This is a genomic window from Micromonospora sp. NBC_00821, from assembly GCF_036347035.1.
GTDB classification, from domain to species: domain Bacteria; phylum Actinomycetota; class Actinomycetes; order Mycobacteriales; family Micromonosporaceae; genus Micromonospora; species Micromonospora hortensis.
Genome location: NZ_CP108880.1, coordinates 417,929 through 434,070, shown reverse-complemented (window position 1 = coordinate 434,070; position 16,142 = coordinate 417,929). Strand labels below are relative to the sequence as shown.

Sequence of the window (16,142 nt, the reverse complement as noted above, 5' to 3'; positions counted from 1 at the left end):
CGGCCCGGACGCCTACCGTGGCCGGATGCACGCACGCTTCGCTCCGGTCCGGGACTGCTTCCACGACCTGTTCGCCTCCGGCCGGGAAACCGGCGCCGCAGTGACCATCTGGTACGACGGGCAGCCGGTAGTGGACCTGGTCGGCGGCTCCCGCCGCGGCCACGGGCCGGGCGGCGAGCCGTGGCTGCCGGACACGCTGGTGAACGTCTACTCGGTCGGCAAGCCGGTGGCCGCGCTCTGCCTGTTGCTGCTCGTCGACCGGGGAACCGTCGATCTCGACACGCCAGTGGACCGGTACTGGCCGGAGTTCCGCACACCCGCCACGGTCCGTCAGGTGTTGTCGCACACCGCCGGGCTGCCGGCCTTTCCGGTGCCCCGACCGGCCACCGCGATCGCCGACTGGACGGTGCTCACCGGGGACCTGGCCGCCGCCGACCCCGAGTGGTCGCCGGGCTCGGTCGCCGGGGAACACGCCTGGACGTACGGGCATCTGGTGGGCGAGCTGGTCCGCCGCGTCGACGGACGGTCGGTGGGCCGGTTCCTGGCCGAGGAGATCGCCAATCGGTGGCAGCTCGACCTCGGCTTCGGGTTGACCGAGGCGGACCAACTGCGCAGCGCGGACCTGCGGTACGGCGACCCGCAGTGGCCGACCCGAATGCTCGGTGAGCCCGGCTCGCTGCGGGCTCGGGCGATCGGCAACCCGGCCGGCGGGCTGGACCTGGCCGTGCTGAACAGCCCGATGTGGCGGGGCGCGGAGGTGCCCGCGGTCAACCTGCACGCCACCGCGGCCAGCCTGGCCCGGCTCTACGCCGGCCTGCTGGCCGGTGGTGTCCTGGACGGGGTTCGGCTGTTCAGCCCGGAGCTGGTAGCGGAGGCGACAGGGGTCCAGTACGACGGGCCGGACCTGGTGCTGGACCGCGACGCCCACTGGACCCTGGGCATGCAGTGGGAGCCGGACGGCAGTTGGGGCATGGGTGGCATCGGCGGCAGCAGCGCGTGGGCCGACCCCGAGCGGGGCTACACCTTCGCGTACGCCACGGCGCACCTCGCCGAGCACGACCGGGTGGACGAGCTGGTCGAGGCGTTGCACTCGGTGCTCTGATCAGCGCAGCCAGACGGGGTCGGTGCCCGGTACCGAGAGCGGCGGTGGGTAGTCGAACGCCTCGGGCAGCCGCCACGGTTGGTGGATGGCCTTGCCCCGCACCCCCGCCAGCTCCGGCACCCACCGGCGCACGTAGTCACCGTCCGGGTCGTACCGTTCGGCCTGCCGGACCGGGTTGAACCCCCGGTAGGGCTTCGTGTCGTTGCCGGTGCCGGCGACCCACTGCCAGTTGCCGGAGTTGTTCGCCACGTCCCCGTCGAGCAGCCACCGGAAGAACACCGCCACCCCGGACCGCCAGTCCTGCCCGAGGTGCTTGGTCAGGTAGCCGGCGGTGATCAGCCGGGCCCGGTTGTGCATCCAGCCCTGTGCCAGCATCTGCCGCATCCCGGCGTCGACGATCGGCATCCCGGTGCGTCCCTCGGTCCAGGCCGCCAACGCGTCGTCGTCGTAGCGCCACTGCTCGGTGGCACCCCGCCGGTACGCCGCTGTCGAGATCTCCGGGAAGGCTGCGGTGACCTGGTAGTAGAAGTCCCGCCAGCAGACCTGCCTGACGAACGGGCCGGATCGGTCGCCGGCGCGGTTCGCCACCGCCAGCGGCGACACGCAGCCGAAGCGCAGGTACGGGCTGAGCCGGGACGTGTCGTCGCCGGCCATGTCGTCGTGCTGATCGCCGTACCGGGTCAGGTCGGGCAGCCAGTCGGTGAGCCGCTGCCGGGCGATCCGCTCGCCACCGATGGCCGCGTCCGGTGAGTCTCCGGCTGGCAGCGCCGGCAACCGGCCCACGCGTACCCGGTCAGGCAGCGCGATCCGGCGCGGCGCGGCCAACTCCTCGCGCCACCGGTTGGCCGCCCAGGCCCTGTGGTACGGGCTGAACACCCGGTAGTGGTCGCCGCCGCCACCGGGCCGCAACGCGCCCGGCTCGACCACTGTCAAACCGGGAAACAGTCGCAGGTGCAGCCGGTGCCGCTCGCACTCGGTGCGTAGTCGCCGCTCCCGACGGACGGCGTAGTGGCTGACGTCGGCCGAGAGCGCGACGGCGGTGGCCCCGACCTCGTCGGCAAGCCGGATCGTCTCGGCCACCGGGTCGCCGTGCCGGACCACCAGGTCGCCGCCACGCTCACGGAGCTGGTCGCGCAGGTCGGCGAGGGCCTGGTGCAGGAAGCGGGTGCGGTTGGCGGAGAGGTCGGCCAGCGCCGGGTCGAGCACGTACAGCGGCACCACCTGGTCGAAGGCGGCACAGGTGGTTGCCAGCGCCGGGTGGTCGTGCACTCGCAGGTCGCGGGTGAGGAGCACGATCGCCGTGCTCGCTGTCACCGGCTCTCCGGTTGGATCGTCGGCCCGGGGATGACGACCGGCGTACCGGTCGAGCTGAGCAGGGCCCGCGCGGCCACCGCCATCCGTCGCCGCTGCGGCACCAGGGCCCGCCGGACGAAGACGTCGTAGTCCTGCGCGGCCACCTCGTCGAGGATGCCGCCGTAAAGCGCGTACGCGGTGCGCATGCAGGCCTGCGAGGCGGGTGCCAGCATGGTGATGCCCGGTGCGGCGGCGGCGTAGTGCGCCTGGGCGCGCGTCACCTCGTACTCGATCAGCTCGCGGATCCGGGGGGTGACGCGGCCCCGGGCGCGGGCCTCGGCCAACTCCTCGCGGGTGACCCCGAACTTCGCCATGTCCTCGTCCGGCAGGTAGGTGCGGCCCCGGTCGAGGTCCTCGGCGACGTCCCGGATGAAGTTGGTGAGCTGGAAGGCGAAGCCGAGTTGCCGGGCCGGCTCCCGGGCCGCCACCGGGTCGGAGGTGCCCAGGATCGGCAGCATCATGGTGCCGATGACCGCCGCCGAGCCCTCCATGTAGTCGAGCAGGTGGTCGTAGGTCGGGTACGCGGTGACGGTCAGGTCCATCGCCATGCTCTTCAGAAACGACGCAAAGTCGTCCCGGTCGAGATCGAAGACGGCGATCGTGTGCAGCACTGCCGGCAACAGGGGGTCGTCGACCGGCGCACCGTGCAGACCGGCCACGAACTGGCTGGCCCAGTGGTCCAGCAGGGCGGCCCGCTCGGCCGGCGGCAGGTCCTCGGTGCGGTCGACGATCTCGTCCGCGTACCGCGTGAACCCGTAGAGGGCGTGCACATGTCGTCGTTTCCAAGCGGGAAGCAGACGGGTGGCGAGATAGTAGGTGCGGCCATGGCGTTTGTGCAGCTCACGGCACCGGTCATAGGCAGCGGTGAGATCAGTTTCCACCGGCCCTCCTCCATTTATCGACGCACCAATCGACGCAACTCGTAGCCTAGGGTACGCTCAGTCGCATGGCCAACGACGCAGTTGCGGGCAACGCGACCCGCGTGGCGCCGACAGGGCCGGGGGACGGGGACGATCCGGTCCGCGCCGTTCTGGCTGCCTATACCCACGATCTGGTCACGGCGGTCGACGAGACCCTGGACGCCTTCCTCACCGCCGAGGTCGACACCCTCAACGACATCGACGCGTCGATGGGCAGCTTCGCCGCCACCGCCCGGGAGGCCGTCCTGACCGGCGGCAAGCGGATCCGCTCCACGTTCGCCTACTGGGGTTGGCGCGGAGCCGTCGGTGGCACCGCGCCTCTGCCACCCGTGCTGCCCGCGCTGGCCGCGCTGGAGCTGCTGCACACCTTCGCGCTGGTGCACGACGACGTGATGGACGCGTCCACCACCCGCCGCGGCCGGCCCACCGCGCACATCGCGCTCGCCGAACAGCACGTCGCCGCCGGCCACCGAGGTGATCCCGGCCGGTTCGGTGAGGCCGTCGCCGTGCTCATCGGCGACCTCTGCATGGTCTGGGCCGACCAGTTGCTGGCCCACGCCTCGGTGCCGTCGACGCGCCTCTTCGAGGTGCGCCGCTGCTACGACCAGATGCGGGTCGAGACGGTCGCCGGGCAGTATCTTGACGTGCTCGGCGAAAACGACCCGGGCAGCTGGTCGGTCGACCGGGCACTACGGGTGGCCCGATACAAGACCGCCAGCTACACCGTCCAGCGACCACTGCTCTTCGGTGCCTGCCTGGCCGGGGTGCCCGCTGACGACCCGCTGGTCTCCGCGTACACCCGCTATGGCCTGGCTGTCGGCGAAGCGTTCCAGCTCCGCGACGACCTGCTCGGCGTCTACGGCGACCCGGCGGCCACCGGCAAGCCGGCCGGGGACGACCTCCGCACCGGCAAGCCGACCACGCTGCTCATGCTGGCCCGTGAGCTGGCCACGCCCGCCCAGCTCACGGCGTTGGAGCGAGCCGCCGACGGATCGGTCGACACGCTCGCCGCGCTGGTCGCCGAGACCGGTGCGGTGACCCGGGTGGAGCAGATGATCGCCGAGCGGGTCAGCGACGCGCTGGCCGCGCTCGACGCCGCACCCGTGGACCAGACGGCGCGGACCGCGTTGACCGGGCTGGCCACCGCCGCCGCCAACCGGCGAGCTTGATGAGCGACTTGAGCGAGGAGGTGGTCACGTGCGGACGGTGACAGGACGGACGGACCGGGTGGTGGTCGTCGGGGCCGGGCTGGGCGGGCTCGCCTGCGCGCTGCACCTGGCCGGCAGCGGTCGACAGGTGACGGTGCTGGAGCGCGAGCCGGTGCCCGGCGGGCGAGCCGGGCGCCTCGGCGTGGACGGCTACGAGTTCGACACCGGCCCGACAGTGCTCACCATGCCCGACCTGATCGCCGAGGCACTCGGCGCGGTCGGCGAGGAGCTGCACGACTGGCTGGATCTGACCCCGCTCGACCCCGCCTACCGGGCGTACTACCCGGACGGCTCGACCCTCGACGTGCTCACCGACACCACCCGGATGGCGGCCGAGATTTCGCGGGTCTGCGGGCCCCGGGAGGCCGACGGCTACCTACGGTTCGTCGAGTACGCGCGGGAGCTGTGGCGGCTGGAGCGCACCGACTTCATCGAGCGCAACCTGGACGCGCCGACCGACCTGATCACCGGCAACCTGCTCAAGCTGCTCAGCGGCGGGGCCTTCCGGCGCCTCCAAACGAAGATCAACCAGTTCTTCCGGGACCCGCGTACCCAGCGGATCTTCTCCTTCCAAGCGATGTACGCCGGCCTCGCGCCGCATGACGCGCTGGCCATCTACGCGGTCATCGCGTACCTCGACTCGGTGGCCGGGGTCTACTTCCCACGCGGCGGCATCCACGCGGTCTCCAGGGCGATGGCCGGCGCGGCCGAGAAGCACGGCGTGCAGATCCGGTACGACACCACCGTGACCAGGGTGGAGACCGTGAACGGCCGCGCCACCGGCGTGCTCACCGCCGACGGCGACCTGGTGCCGGCGGACGTGGTGGTGCTCAACCCCGACCTGCCGGTCGCCTACCGGGACCTGCTCCCCGCCGCGCCGCGGCGCCGACTCACCTACTCGCCGTCCTGCGTCGTTCTGCACGTCGGCTCCCGACAGGCCTATGCGAAGATCGCCCATCACAACATCCATTTCGGACGCGCGTGGAAGGGCACCTTCGATGAGGTCATCCGACGGGGTGAGCTGATGACCGATCCGTCGCTGCTGGTGACCAACCCCAGCCGGACCGACCCCGCGGTGGCACCACCGGACCGACACACCTACTACGTGCTCGCCCCGGTGCCCAACCTGCACCGGGCGCCGTTCGAGTGGCGCGGCGACCTGACCCAGCGCTACACCGACCAGCTGATCGGCACCCTGGAGGAGCGCGGCTACGTCGGCTTCGGCGCCGGGGTAGAGGTACTCCGGGCGATCACCCCCGCCGAGTGGGAGGAGCAGGGGATGGCCGCCGGCACTCCGTTCGCCGCCGCGCACACCCTCTTCCAGACCGGCCCGTTCCGCCCGTCAAACCTGCACCGCGACCTGCCGAACGTGGTCTTCGTCGGCTCCGGGACCCAGCCCGGTGTCGGCGTACCGATGGTGCTCATCTCCGGCAAGCTCGCCGCCGGCCGGATCACCGGGGAAGGCCGATGATCAGTCGCGAGAAGCACCTCGTCGAACTCGTCGACGAGTCCGGCAAGGCCCACGGCGAGACGACAGTCGCGGCGGCGCACCAACCACCGGGGCAGCTGCACCGGGCCTTCTCGGTGTTGCTGGTGGACCCGGACGGCCAGGTGCTGCTCCAGCGGCGAGCCGCGGTGAAGACCCGGTTCCCGCTGCGCTGGGCCAACTCCTGCTGCGGCCACCCCCAGCCGGGGGAGTCGCTCGCCGAGGCGGCCAACAGACGGCTGAGCGAGGAGTTGGGCGCGGGCCCGGTCGAGCTGACCGAGGTCGGCGTCTACGTCTACTACGCCGAGGACCCGGCAACCGGTCGGGTCGAGTTCGAGTACGACCACGTACTGCGAGGCGAGTTCCTGCCCGGCGCTCCGCTACTGCCCGACCCGGACGAGGTGGCGGAGCTGCGGTGGGCCGACCCCGCCGCGCTGGAGGCCGAGTTGAAAGTCGACCCCCGGTCGTACGCGCCCTGGCTGGGCGGGGTGGTGAACCGCTTGCTACGCCCCGCGGAGTCCCGGTCCGGCGCAACCGGCCCGGCCCTGACGCCGCCCGGATCGTCGGCGAATGACACGGCGGAGCGGTCGGGTGGTCGATGAGGCGCTGAGCGCGGGCGCTGTCGCACGTCGGTTGGGGGTCGCGGTGACGACCCTCCGCACCTGGCACCAGCGCTACGGGCTCGGGCCCAGTGAACACATCCCCGGTCACCACCGCCGGTACACACCCACCGATCTGGCCCGTCTCGAGATCATGCGACGGCTCACCGCCGAGGGGGTGAGCCCCGCCGAGGCGGCTCGGTGGGCCCGCCAGGCACCGGACCCGACGCCCAACGGCGCCGGCACCGTCGCCCCCGCCCGGATCCACCCGACCGGCCGTGACGGCGGCTCCATCCCGGTCGGCCGCGCCGGTCCGGCGGCCCGTGGGTTGGCCCGGGCCGCCATGCGACTGGACGCGGCGGCGATCAGCGAGACGATCGCGCACGCACTGGCCGCCAGCGGGGTCGTCGCCACCTGGGAGGGCCTGCTGCGCCCGGTGCTCGCCGGCATCGGCGAACGGCACGCCGCCACCACCGGCCTGATCGAGGTGGAACACCTGGTGTCCCGCTGCGTCTCGGAGGCGCTCGCGGCGGCCAGTCGGGCCAACGTCCCCACCGGGCCGGCCCGGATCCTGCTCTCCTGCGCCGACGAGGAACAGCACACCCTGCCGCTGGAGGCGTTGGCGGCGGCTCTCGCGGAGGCCGGTGTCAGCTACCGGATGCTCGGCGCCCGGGTGCCGGTGGCCGCTCTCGTCGAGGCGGTCAACCGGACCGGACCGGCCGCCGTGGTGCTCTGGTCGCACACCCGGGCCACCGCCGACCCGACCCAACTCAGCGCGCTGCTCGCCGCGCCCCGACGCCCGTTGCTGGTGCTCGCCGCCGGGCCCGGCTGGCGAGCCGACACGCTGCCCGCCGGGGTGGTGCGGCCGGTCGACCTGGCCGAGGCGGTCTCGCTCTCCGCCGCCGTCCGCGACTCCCTGGACCAGTCGAGGCGTGATTGATCGCACTGTCGCCGGATCGCGGCGTGAACTACCGTCGGGCGGGTCCGCCTACCCCGACCCTCCGGGAGCGAGCAGATGCAAGCCCGCGCAGTCCTGGCGTCCGTCCTCGCCGTGGCGCTGCTCCTGTCCGGCTGCGCCCAGCCGACCCGCTCCATCACACCCGCCGCAGTTCCACAGCCTGTGGAATCGACCACGCCGCCCACCCCGAAACCGCACCCCAGCGTCACCAAGCCGGCCAAGCCGCCACTGCGGCCGCTGCCGGCCAAGCTGCCCTCCGGTCTGGGGCGCAACACCGGCGTACGCCCGGTGGCCCTGACGTTCGACGACGGGCCCAGCCCGGCCTGGACACCCAAGGTGCTCGACCAACTGAAGGCCGCCAAGGTGACGGCGACCTTCTGCGTCGTCGGTCGCGAGGTGCAGCGTCACCCGGAGTTGGTCCGGCGGATCGTCCGGGAGGGACACCAGCTCTGCAACCACAGCTGGCGTCACGACCTCGATCTCGCCCGTCGACCTGCCGGCGAGATCCGGGCCGACCTGGACCGCACCAACAAGGCCATCCGGAAGGCCGTTCCCGGCGCGAAGGTGTCGTTCTACCGGCAGCCCGGCGGCCGGTGGACGTCGGAGGTGATCGGGGTGGCCAAGGACCTCGGCATGCGTCCGCTGCACTGGTCGGTCGACCCGCAGGACTGGGACAAGCCGACAGCGGCCACGATCGGCAAGCGTGTCCACACCGCCACCCGGGCCGGTGCGATCGTTCTTCTGCACGACGGGGGCGGTAATCGGGCCGCGACACTGGCCGCATGCCCGAAGTTGATCGCCGACCTGAAGCAGCGCTTCGGCATCACCCGACTCCGCTAGAACCGGTCTGTCCTGCAGTTATGGCCCGTCCCAAGCCCTTGCCGACACCGATTTTGTCGACCGACGGAGCATCACGTATGCTTTCCAAGCCTCCGGCGGGGCCGGATGGGAGCAAGTCCGCTTGAAGTTGCGAATGTGCAATGATGGCGGGGCCGCCCTCATCGTCTAGCGGCCCAGGACGCCGCCCTTTCAAGGCGGTAGCACGGGTTCGAATCCCGTTGGGGGCACGACCGGCGTAAGCCGGAGCAAGGCAAGACCGGCGTAAGCCGGAGCAACACAAGCTAGGTCCTGTGGAGCAGTTGGAGTGCTCGCCGCCCTGTCAAGGCGGAGGTCGCGGGTTCAAGTCCCGTCAGGACCGCAGCGCTGACGCCGCGCCCCGCGCGGCGTTCTGCGTATCGGAGCAGGTCGCCTTGCCGCCGGTTCGTCCGGTTGCCGGGTAACATGAGCCGAGCGACACGGCCAGGTAGCTCAGTTGGTACGAGCGTCCGACTGAAAATCGGAAGGTCGGCGGTTCGACCCCGCCCCTGGCCACATAGCCTTTCGCCGGGCTACAGAGGTCCCCGCCAGCGGAAACGCAGGTGGGGATCTTGCTTTTTCCGGCGCCACTGCCGGCACGCGCGAGCAGAGCGCCGCGACCCCGCGACATCAGCGGCATGGCGCCGAAGCGACGACCTCCAAGATCGTGCTCGATCCAGGAAACAGGGCCCTCCACCCGCGTGCGAGGCCACTACATCAAGGATCGAGCGTGATCATGCGAGAAGGATGCCCTGGCACCGCTGCCGGCGACGCTCGGACGACAACCGCGAGCGGCGTCCATGCACTATCACCGAAACTGCTGCCTCCCGACCGGCTGAGGCAGCAGTTTCCCTGAAGATGCTCAGATCTTGGCGCCCTGTGCACGGCCACCCAGGTGAGACCGCCCCCGCACAACGAGGAACGGCGCGGCGTCAGTGGTCGCGGCGACCCTGCGGGCGGTGCTGCGTCACGCTGCCCTGGATCGCCTCCCACACGCTCCGTCCGGCCTGTCGCAGCGTCTCCCCCGCCTGCTCGGCCAGCTGCGCCGCGCCCTGGGCTGCGGCCTGCGCGGCACCCGGCAGACCACCGTCCCCATCCCCGGACGGGCTCGGACCGGATGCAGTCGACCGGCCTGGCTGGTTGCGGGTCTGCCCGGCCGCCGAACCCGCCGAACCCACCGATCCCTCGGGGCGCCGCTGCTGCCGGCCCTGTGGCTGCTGGCCCTCAGGACGCCGCCCCTCCGGCTGCGGGCCCTCCGGCTGCGGGCCCTGCGGATGCGGGCCCTGCGGATGCGGGCCGTGCGGCTGCGGGCCCTCCGGCTGCGGGCCCTGCGGATGCGACTGGTCGGCTGACCCCGGGCCGCCAGCTCGCGGCCCGGGTCCTCCGGCGTCCGGTGCCGACCCGACCGGACCCGCCCCGGATCGACCGGCATCCGCCCGATCAGAGCCCGGCCGGCCAGAACTCGGTCGACCTGAGCCCGGCCTGTCGAAACCCAGTCGGTCGCGGTCGGCCACGGGGCTGGCCGCGCCGACCTGCCGGCCCGGCTCGTCGCGTCCGTCGTCCGAGCGTCGACGTGATGCCTTGATCTCCGCTGCGCCCGCGGCCAACTGCTGGGCGCTGCGGTTCACGTCGTCGACGGCGGTGCCGGCCGTACGGGCGAGCGCCTCGATGATGTGCGGGTTGTGGTCGAGCGTGTCGAGTGCGCGGCCCAGGATTCTGGTCAGCTGCTCCAACCGCACCCGCAGTTGTGCCTCGGCGTTCACCCCATCGATGTTCAACTCGCCGCCGTTGAGGTGCACCCGTACGCCGGCGTCGACCTGGAGCAGGTTGGCCACTCGGGCCCGCAGCGACAGGTCGGCCTCCAGGCCGTCGACCGCCAGTCGGATGGAGTCGACGGAGACCTTCGGAATGTCGAGCAGGACGTCCGGGTCCCCGCTGTCGACGTTCCGGTCCGGCTCCCGCTGCTGACCGCTCTCGCTCATGCTCTCCCGCCCCACCTGCACACCGGCTCGGTCGTCCGAGCCGTTGGGCGCGGTTACCCGCTTTCCGGCGGGCCATCCCGTCCGTGACGACTCGACGACCCTCTGTCTGGAACCGGGCACCGCGCGAAGCTGCACACCGAGGCATCAGCCGGTATGGTCCGGGCCTATGGGACAGGAATTGACTGATCCGGCCGACATCCGGCAGGACGTCGGCCAGTTCTCTCTCCGGTGCAGCCTTCTCGTCCCGGGCTCCGCCGAGCACGCGTTCGCGGTCTTCACCGACGAGCTGACCGACTGGTGGGTCACCGAATACACCTGGTCCGGCCCGGACGCGCTGGCCGAGCTGGGCATGGAGCCCCGGGCCGGCGGCATGCTCTACGAGATCGGCCCGTACGGTTTCCGCGCCGACTGGGGCCGGGTGCTCACCTGGGATCCGCCTCGCCGACTGGTCTTCGTCTGGCAGATCGGCCCCGACCGGGCGCCGGTGCCGGACCCGGCCCGCGCGAGCGAGGTCGAGGTGCTGTTCCATGCCGAGGGGCCGGAACACACCCGGGTCGAGCTGGAGCACCGGCACTTCGACCGGCACGGCGAGGCTGCCGAGGGTTACCGCAAGGCGCTCACGGCCGGCTGGCACGAGCTGCTCACCCGCTACGTCGCCACGTTGTCGCGCCACCGCCCCAGCACGACGGCCTGACGACCCACCGGGTCACCGGCCGAGCCGTCGACCGGCGGCGGCGCCAAGGTCACGACCACCAAGGTTCGCGCGTTGGCCTGCCTCCGCCCCCGAACCGAAGCCGGTGCCGCCCAGGCGACGTGGCGGTGCGGTACGCAGCCGTGGGTACTCCTCGGTGAGCCGGCGCTGCACCCGGTCGGACCGGTCGGCCAGCACCAGTGCCATCGACGGTGCGCCCGACTCGCTGGCCGCGGCCGACTCGGCCGCCCAGAGTCGACCTCCGACCACCTCCGCGAAGCCGGCCAGCCAGGAGCGGCGGAAGGCTGCGGGGTGGTCGTCAGCGGGCACCTCGGTCGCGGCCAGGCCGTGCGCCGCCTGTACGAGCAGTGAGGTGAAGAGCAGGTCGACCCGTTCCAGGTCACTGGCGAAGCCGAAGAGGTGCAGGGCGAAGCCGTTGCCCTGCCGACGGCGTACGCAGCGGCAGCGCAGCGGCTCAGCCACCGCGGCGAGCAGGCCGACCTTGTCGCGGGCGTACGGGGCGACGACGTCGAGCACTCGATCGCCGACCGGGTCGGTGGTCGGGTCCCGGGCAGCGAGCAGCGCCCGGTCGACGCCGTAGCGGGCGATCAGCTCGGTCGCCTTGGCGGTGAACGCGGCGGCCTCGGCCGGCGTGCAGGCCGGGTCCTCGGCCTGGGCCAGCAGCTTGCGCACCTTGCTGAGCATCGCCTCGGACATGCCTACAGAGCTACCACACCGGCCGGACAACATCGGGGCCGCACGGTGATCGATCGATACGTATCATCGTCACGGCCAGATGATCAGTCCGATACGGACGGTCAACCAACTGTTTGGAGGAACGAACGGATGCCATCCCCGACCGCTCGTCTGCTCGCCGTCGCCACGGCCACCGCACTGCTCTCCGTCGGCACGCCCGCGCAGGCGGAGCCCACCACGCCGACCACGCCGGTCAGCTCCGGGCCGAACGCGTTCGCCCCGCTCGCCACCTGTTACGGCGGAGCGGTCCGCTCGTACTTCGAGACCGGCCGCTACGGCGGCTCGGCCGGCCAGTACCGCACCACGACGCGCTGTCGTGACATCAACGTGCGCAACGCGAGCGTGTACGCCACAGACGCGTGCGTGATCTTCGTCGACAAGACGAGTGCCTGCAACTACTGGACCTACCTGCCGGCCAACTCGGGTTGGATCACGGTGGCGACAAACGTCCGGGACGGCGTCAACTTCCGGGTCCGCTTCGAGAACCTGCGGTACGAGTACGAACCGCTGATCGCGTACCACGCGTTCTGACCGATCCGCACGGTCGCGGCGTCCGCCCCCCGACGGACGCCGCGACCCGGCGGCGGTTCACCCGGCGCGGCTGCGCAGGGTGGCGATCGTCGAGCCGGCGAGCGTGAGCAGGCAGTCGGGGAGCAGCCCGTCGGCTGCCGCGGCCCCGAACAGCGCCTCCCCGGTCGGCTCGTCCCGATTCGCGTACGCGCTGACGAAGCGGGCCACCCAGCGGGTGTCGTACCCGGCCTGATCGATCCCCGGAAAGTCGAGCGCCGCACCGCTGGCCGCCGGCGCGTCACCGAGCATGGTCGCGGCCAGACACCAGGCGACGCCGTACGCGCCGTCCAGGCCGGCCCGGTCGACGACCGCGTCGAACGCTCCCACCACCGCGTCTCCATCGCCGGTCAGCGCCGAACGGAGCACGGCGGCCGCGTCATCGAACGTCTGCTGTGGTAGGTCGGTCACGCAGCGCACAGTAGGACGGGTGGTCAAGCGTCCCCGCAACCGTCACTGTCCGTGTTCAACGCGAGCTACCTGCGCATTACGCCACCTCCACGGTCCCGCCGCCGGCCTCGGCACGCTAATGTGCGCAGCGGACCTTCGCCGGAGGAAGGACGACCATGTTCGTATCACGCCGCTCGCGGGTAGCCACACTGGCTGCCTGCGCGACGATCCTGCTCGCCACAAGCGCTTGCGGGGATGACAAGCCCGAAGAGGCCAGCGCCCAACAGGTGCGCCTCTACGGCACGGACGGCAACATGCTCAACTCCTACCCTGCGGAGTTGAAGGAACGAGCGAGTCTCGTCGACGGGATGAAGGGCACCACGCCCCTCGTTCCGCTGCCAGACGACTTCAAGGGCCGGCTACGGGCCGTCAATCCGGCGCTGACGGACTACGTGTACTCCGCCGAGACGTACGACGCGGTGGTGATCGCCGTGCTCGCCTCCCAGTTGGCCGGGAGCACCGACCCGGCCGCCATCACCAAGCAGATCGTCGCCGTGACCAACGACGGGCAGCGCTGCGAAGACCCGGCCAGTTGTCTCACGCTGGCCCGCAACGGGCAGGACATCGAGTACCGCGGCGTGTCGCTGACCCGGGCGGGCTTCACCGACAAGGGTGAGCCGGCCACCGCGAGCTACGCCACGCTGACCTTCGACGGGCAGCAGATCAACGACGGCAAGACCGAGTTCGTCGGCGCGGGCATCGAGTCGGCGGCAAGCACCAAGACGCCGCCGAAGCCGAAGAAGCAGCGCCCGGGTGCCGCCGCCGACCAGGAGCCGCTGATCCTGGGCGGACTGCTGCCGAAGACCGGTGACCTCTCGATCGCCTACCCGCCGATGGCCGCCGGCGCCGCGCTGGCGATCAAGGAGATCAACGCCGCTGGCGGCGCACTGGGCAAGCCGGTGACGTGGCTCGACGGCGACGACGGCACCAACCCGGCAGTGGCCAAGGCGACGGTGGCCAAGCACGTGACGGACGGCGTCAGCGTGATCATCGGTGCCGGCGGTTCGGGTATCTCCCGGGCGGTGCTGCCGGACGTGGTGCAGGCCGGGAAGATCCTCTTCTCCCCGTCCAACACCGACGCCAGCCTGACCGACGTCGACGACCAGGGCCTCTACTTCCGTACCGCCCCGCCGGACAGCCTCCAGGGCCGGGCGCTGGCCGACGTGATCCTCCGCGACGGATCACAGAAGATCGTCATCGTCGCCCGCAAGGACTCCTACGGTGAGGGCCTCCAGGGCACCGTCCGCGAGGAGCTGGAGAAGGCCGGTATCGCCAACGACCGGCTCAAGCTGTTGACGTACGAGCCGCCGGCCGACGCGAAGGCCGCTCCGGTCGACTTCAGCGGCGGCGCGAAGGAGATCAAGGAATTCGGCGCGGACGCCGTACTGATCATCGGTTTCGGTGAGTCCGCCCAGGTGATCCGCGGCCTGGCCGACGCCGGGGTGCAGATCCGGCAGTAGGCGAGACCCGAGAACCACTACGGCCGCACCGGCTTCCCGCCGGTGCGGCCGTTTTTGGGTACGCGGGATCAGCGCGGCCGGCGGCGCTCCAGGAACTCGGTCATCCGGCGGTGCTTCTCGTCGTCCTCGAAGAGCACCGCCTGGCTGACCAGGTCGAGATGCGGGTGCGCGGCGGCCGGCGCGTCCACCGCCAGCTTGGTCAGCCGCACCGCCAACGGTGAGCCCAGGGCGATCTCGTCCAGCAACGCGTGCGCCACCGTCAGCAGTTCGCCGGGCTCGTCCACCACCCGGTTCACCAGGCCGATCCGCAGGGCCTCCGCGGCGTCCACCCGCCGGCCGGTGAAGAGCAGCTCCTTGGCCCGGCCCTCACCGATCAACGCGGGCAGCCGGTGGGTCGCGCCGGCGCCAGCCAGGATGCCCAACCGCACCTCCGGTTGCCCGAAGACCGCCCGCTCCGTGCAGACCCGCAGATCGCAGGCGTACGCCAGCTCCGCGCCACCGCCCAACGCCGGGCCGTCGACGGCCGCCACGGTCGGCATCGGCAGCGCCCGGATGCGGGCGAAGGCGGCCGAGTTGATCGCGGCGAGGGCGTCCGTGCGACCCCGTTCGCGGAGCTGGCCGATGTCGGCGCCACCGGCGAAGATGCCCGACGCGCCGCCGGTGAGCAGCAGCAGGCGCGGGCGCGCCTCCAACTCGGCGCAGACCTGGTGCAGCTCGGCGATCAGGTCGGCGTCGATGGCGTTGCGCTTCTCCGGCCGGTCCAGGGTGACCACCAGCCGGTCCGGCCGCTCCTCGATCCGCAACCCGCTCACTGCTTGACACCGCCTTCCCAGCGGTAGAAGCCCTGCCCGGACTTCTTACCCAGCCGCCCCGCGGCCACCATCTCCACCAGCAGCGGCGGCGGCGCGAAGCGGTCCCCGTACGCGGCCTGAAGGGTGCGGGCGATGTCCAGCCGCACGTCGAGGCCGACCAGGTCGGTGAGCTCCAACGGCCCGATCGGGTGCCGGTAGCCGAGCACCATGGCCTTGTCGATGTCCGCCGGGCTGGCCACCTCGTCGGCGACCATCCGGATCGCCTCCAGCCCGAGGGTGACCCCGAGCCGGGAGGTGGCGAAGCCGGGCATGTCGCGTACGACGACGGGGTCCTTGCCGAGCCGGCCGGCGAGCGCGACGGCCGCGGCGGTGGTCTCGTCGGCGGTGGCCGGGCCGACCACGATCTCCAGCAGCGCCATCGCCCAGACCGGGTTGAAGAAGTGCAGGCCGACGAAGCGCTCGGGCGCGTCCAACTCGGCGGCCAGCGCCCCGATGGCGATGCTGGAGGTGTTGCTGCCCAGCAGCGCCGGGCGCAGCGCGGCGGCGTCCCGGAGCACCGCACGCTTCAGGGCGAGACGCTCCGGCACCGCCTCCACGATCACCTGGGGGGCGGGAGCGACGGCGGCGAGGGTCGGGCGCAGCGTCACCCGCTGCCGGTTCGTGGCGGCCTCGTCGGCGCTCAGCTTCCCGCGCTGCACCGCCCGCTCCCACAGCTCGGCGAGCCGGTTCAGCGCTGCCGCACCCCGCTCGGGGTCCACCTCGACCAACTCGACGGCGTGCCCTGCGCCGGCCGCCACGTACGCGATGCCAAGCCCCATCGTGCCGGCACCGACGACCACGAAACGATCGCTCATCACGCCTCCCTGTCCCGCCCGCCGACGCGCGGGGTCCCCGCTGCGCCGGCCCGGGTGTCCCGCCCGCTCCGCTCGCTCATGGTGCGACC

Annotated in this window: 16 protein-coding genes and 3 tRNA genes; 12 read left to right on the top strand and 7 right to left on the bottom strand. The window is 71.9% G+C overall.

Features of this window, described 5'->3' with window-relative positions:
* Positions 1-25: 25 nt before the first annotated feature.
* Positions 26-1,102, top strand: coding sequence for a serine hydrolase domain-containing protein (locus OHB44_RS02070; RefSeq protein WP_330439474.1), 1,077 nt, complete (start codon positions 26-28; stop codon positions 1,100-1,102).
* On the opposite strand, the gene OHB44_RS02065 is transcribed toward OHB44_RS02070, so the two are convergent.
* Positions 1,103-2,416: a cryptochrome/photolyase family protein gene (locus OHB44_RS02065; protein WP_330439473.1), complete on the bottom strand. Its 1,314-nt coding sequence runs from the start codon at positions 2,414-2,416 to the stop codon at positions 1,103-1,105.
* Complete coding sequence (locus OHB44_RS02060; RefSeq protein ID WP_238685317.1) at positions 2,413-3,336, bottom strand: phytoene/squalene synthase family protein; 924 nt, start codon at positions 3,334-3,336, stop codon at positions 2,413-2,415. Before OHB44_RS02060 ends, OHB44_RS02065 begins: the two co-directional genes overlap by 4 nt.
* 65 nt (positions 3,337-3,401) lie before the next feature.
* On the opposite strand from OHB44_RS02060, the gene OHB44_RS02055 reads away from it, so the two are divergent.
* The 8 genes from OHB44_RS02055 to OHB44_RS02020 all read left to right on the top strand — a co-directional run bounded on the left by OHB44_RS02055 (position 3,402) and on the right by OHB44_RS02020 (position 8,997).
* On the top strand, positions 3,402-4,544 hold the full coding sequence (locus OHB44_RS02055; RefSeq protein ID WP_330439472.1) for a polyprenyl synthetase family protein: 1,143 nt from the start codon (positions 3,402-3,404) through the stop codon (positions 4,542-4,544).
* A 28-nt stretch (positions 4,545-4,572) separates the two neighbouring features.
* The gene (gene crtI / locus OHB44_RS02050; protein WP_238685315.1) at positions 4,573-6,054 is read left to right on the top strand and encodes a phytoene desaturase family protein; all 1,482 of its coding nucleotides are present in this window, start codon (positions 4,573-4,575) and stop codon (positions 6,052-6,054) included.
* Positions 6,051-6,671 (top strand): isopentenyl-diphosphate Delta-isomerase, encoded by a 621-nt coding sequence (gene idi / locus OHB44_RS02045; protein ID WP_266304020.1) that lies wholly within the window; start codon positions 6,051-6,053, stop codon positions 6,669-6,671. Before crtI ends, idi begins: the two co-directional genes overlap by 4 nt.
* A complete protein-coding gene (locus OHB44_RS02040) occupies positions 6,661-7,608 on the top strand; it encodes a MerR family transcriptional regulator (protein ID WP_266305236.1) in 948 nt (315 codons plus the stop codon). Before idi ends, OHB44_RS02040 begins: the two co-directional genes overlap by 11 nt.
* 75 nt (positions 7,609-7,683) lie before the next feature.
* Positions 7,684-8,466: a polysaccharide deacetylase family protein gene (locus tag OHB44_RS02035; protein ID WP_238685313.1), complete on the top strand. Its 783-nt coding sequence runs from the start codon at positions 7,684-7,686 to the stop codon at positions 8,464-8,466.
* Positions 8,467-8,620: 154 nt separating this feature from the next.
* A tRNA-Glu gene (locus tag OHB44_RS02030) sits at positions 8,621-8,693 on the top strand.
* A gap of 57 nt (positions 8,694-8,750) precedes the next feature.
* Positions 8,751-8,824, top strand: a tRNA-Asp gene (locus tag OHB44_RS02025).
* Between the two features lie 99 nt (positions 8,825-8,923).
* Positions 8,924-8,997 (top strand) — tRNA-Phe (locus OHB44_RS02020).
* 416 nt (positions 8,998-9,413) lie between these two features.
* Here the strand turns inward: OHB44_RS02020 and OHB44_RS02015 are convergent.
* Positions 9,414-10,463, bottom strand: coding sequence for a hypothetical protein (locus OHB44_RS02015; protein ID WP_330439471.1), 1,050 nt, complete (start codon positions 10,461-10,463; stop codon positions 9,414-9,416).
* A 166-nt stretch (positions 10,464-10,629) separates the two neighbouring features.
* Between OHB44_RS02015 and OHB44_RS02010 the strand changes: the two genes are divergently transcribed.
* The gene (locus OHB44_RS02010) at positions 10,630-11,157 is read left to right on the top strand and encodes an SRPBCC family protein (RefSeq protein ID WP_330439470.1); all 528 of its coding nucleotides are present in this window, start codon (positions 10,630-10,632) and stop codon (positions 11,155-11,157) included.
* Between the two features lie 12 nt (positions 11,158-11,169).
* On the opposite strand, the gene OHB44_RS02005 is transcribed toward OHB44_RS02010, so the two are convergent.
* Positions 11,170-11,871, bottom strand: coding sequence for a DUF2786 domain-containing protein (locus tag OHB44_RS02005; protein ID WP_266304023.1), 702 nt, complete (start codon positions 11,869-11,871; stop codon positions 11,170-11,172).
* 129 nt (positions 11,872-12,000) lie between these two features.
* Between OHB44_RS02005 and OHB44_RS02000 the strand changes: the two genes are divergently transcribed.
* The gene (locus OHB44_RS02000) at positions 12,001-12,441 is read left to right on the top strand and encodes a hypothetical protein (RefSeq protein ID WP_238685309.1); all 441 of its coding nucleotides are present in this window, start codon (positions 12,001-12,003) and stop codon (positions 12,439-12,441) included.
* A 57-nt stretch (positions 12,442-12,498) separates the two neighbouring features.
* Here OHB44_RS02000 and OHB44_RS01995 read toward each other — a convergent pair whose 3' ends face one another.
* Positions 12,499-12,888: a hypothetical protein gene (locus tag OHB44_RS01995; protein WP_091396011.1), complete on the bottom strand. Its 390-nt coding sequence runs from the start codon at positions 12,886-12,888 to the stop codon at positions 12,499-12,501.
* A 155-nt stretch (positions 12,889-13,043) separates the two neighbouring features.
* Between OHB44_RS01995 and OHB44_RS01990 the strand changes: the two genes are divergently transcribed.
* Entirely contained in the window at positions 13,044-14,387 is a 1,344-nt protein-coding gene (locus OHB44_RS01990; RefSeq protein ID WP_330439469.1) for an ABC transporter substrate-binding protein, read from the top strand.
* A gap of 68 nt (positions 14,388-14,455) precedes the next feature.
* Here OHB44_RS01990 and OHB44_RS01985 read toward each other — a convergent pair whose 3' ends face one another.
* Both OHB44_RS01985 and OHB44_RS01980 read right to left on the bottom strand, forming a co-directional pair.
* On the bottom strand, positions 14,456-15,199 hold the full coding sequence (locus tag OHB44_RS01985; RefSeq protein ID WP_238685307.1) for an enoyl-CoA hydratase/isomerase family protein: 744 nt from the start codon (positions 15,197-15,199) through the stop codon (positions 14,456-14,458).
* Positions 15,196-16,053, bottom strand: coding sequence for a 3-hydroxyacyl-CoA dehydrogenase family protein (locus OHB44_RS01980; RefSeq protein WP_330439468.1), 858 nt, complete (start codon positions 16,051-16,053; stop codon positions 15,196-15,198). The genes OHB44_RS01985 and OHB44_RS01980 overlap by 4 nt, the downstream gene beginning before the upstream one ends.
* Positions 16,054-16,142: the final 89 nt, after the last annotated feature.

What these genes read in the sequence shown, in the direction of transcription:
- OHB44_RS02070 (WP_330439474.1), top strand. Translation starts at nt 26, where the DNA reads ATGCACGCACGCTTCGCTCCGGTCCGGGACTGCTTCCACGACCTGTTC.
- OHB44_RS02055 (WP_330439472.1), top strand. Translation starts at nt 3,402, where the DNA reads ATGGCCAACGACGCAGTTGCGGGCAACGCGACCCGCGTGGCGCCGACA.
- idi (WP_266304020.1), top strand. Translation starts at nt 6,051, where the DNA reads ATGATCAGTCGCGAGAAGCACCTCGTCGAACTCGTCGACGAGTCCGGC.
- OHB44_RS02035 (WP_238685313.1), top strand. Translation starts at nt 7,684, where the DNA reads ATGCAAGCCCGCGCAGTCCTGGCGTCCGTCCTCGCCGTGGCGCTGCTC.
- OHB44_RS02015 (WP_330439471.1), bottom strand. Translation starts at nt 10,463, where the DNA reads ATGAGCGAGAGCGGTCAGCAGCGGGAGCCGGACCGGAACGTCGACAGC.
- OHB44_RS02010 (WP_330439470.1), top strand. Translation starts at nt 10,630, where the DNA reads ATGGGACAGGAATTGACTGATCCGGCCGACATCCGGCAGGACGTCGGC.
- OHB44_RS02005 (WP_266304023.1), bottom strand. Translation starts at nt 11,871, where the DNA reads ATGTCCGAGGCGATGCTCAGCAAGGTGCGCAAGCTGCTGGCCCAGGCC.
- OHB44_RS02000 (WP_238685309.1), top strand. Translation starts at nt 12,001, where the DNA reads ATGCCATCCCCGACCGCTCGTCTGCTCGCCGTCGCCACGGCCACCGCA.
- OHB44_RS01990 (WP_330439469.1), top strand. Translation starts at nt 13,044, where the DNA reads ATGTTCGTATCACGCCGCTCGCGGGTAGCCACACTGGCTGCCTGCGCG.
- OHB44_RS01980 (WP_330439468.1), bottom strand. Translation starts at nt 16,053, where the DNA reads ATGAGCGATCGTTTCGTGGTCGTCGGTGCCGGCACGATGGGGCTTGGC.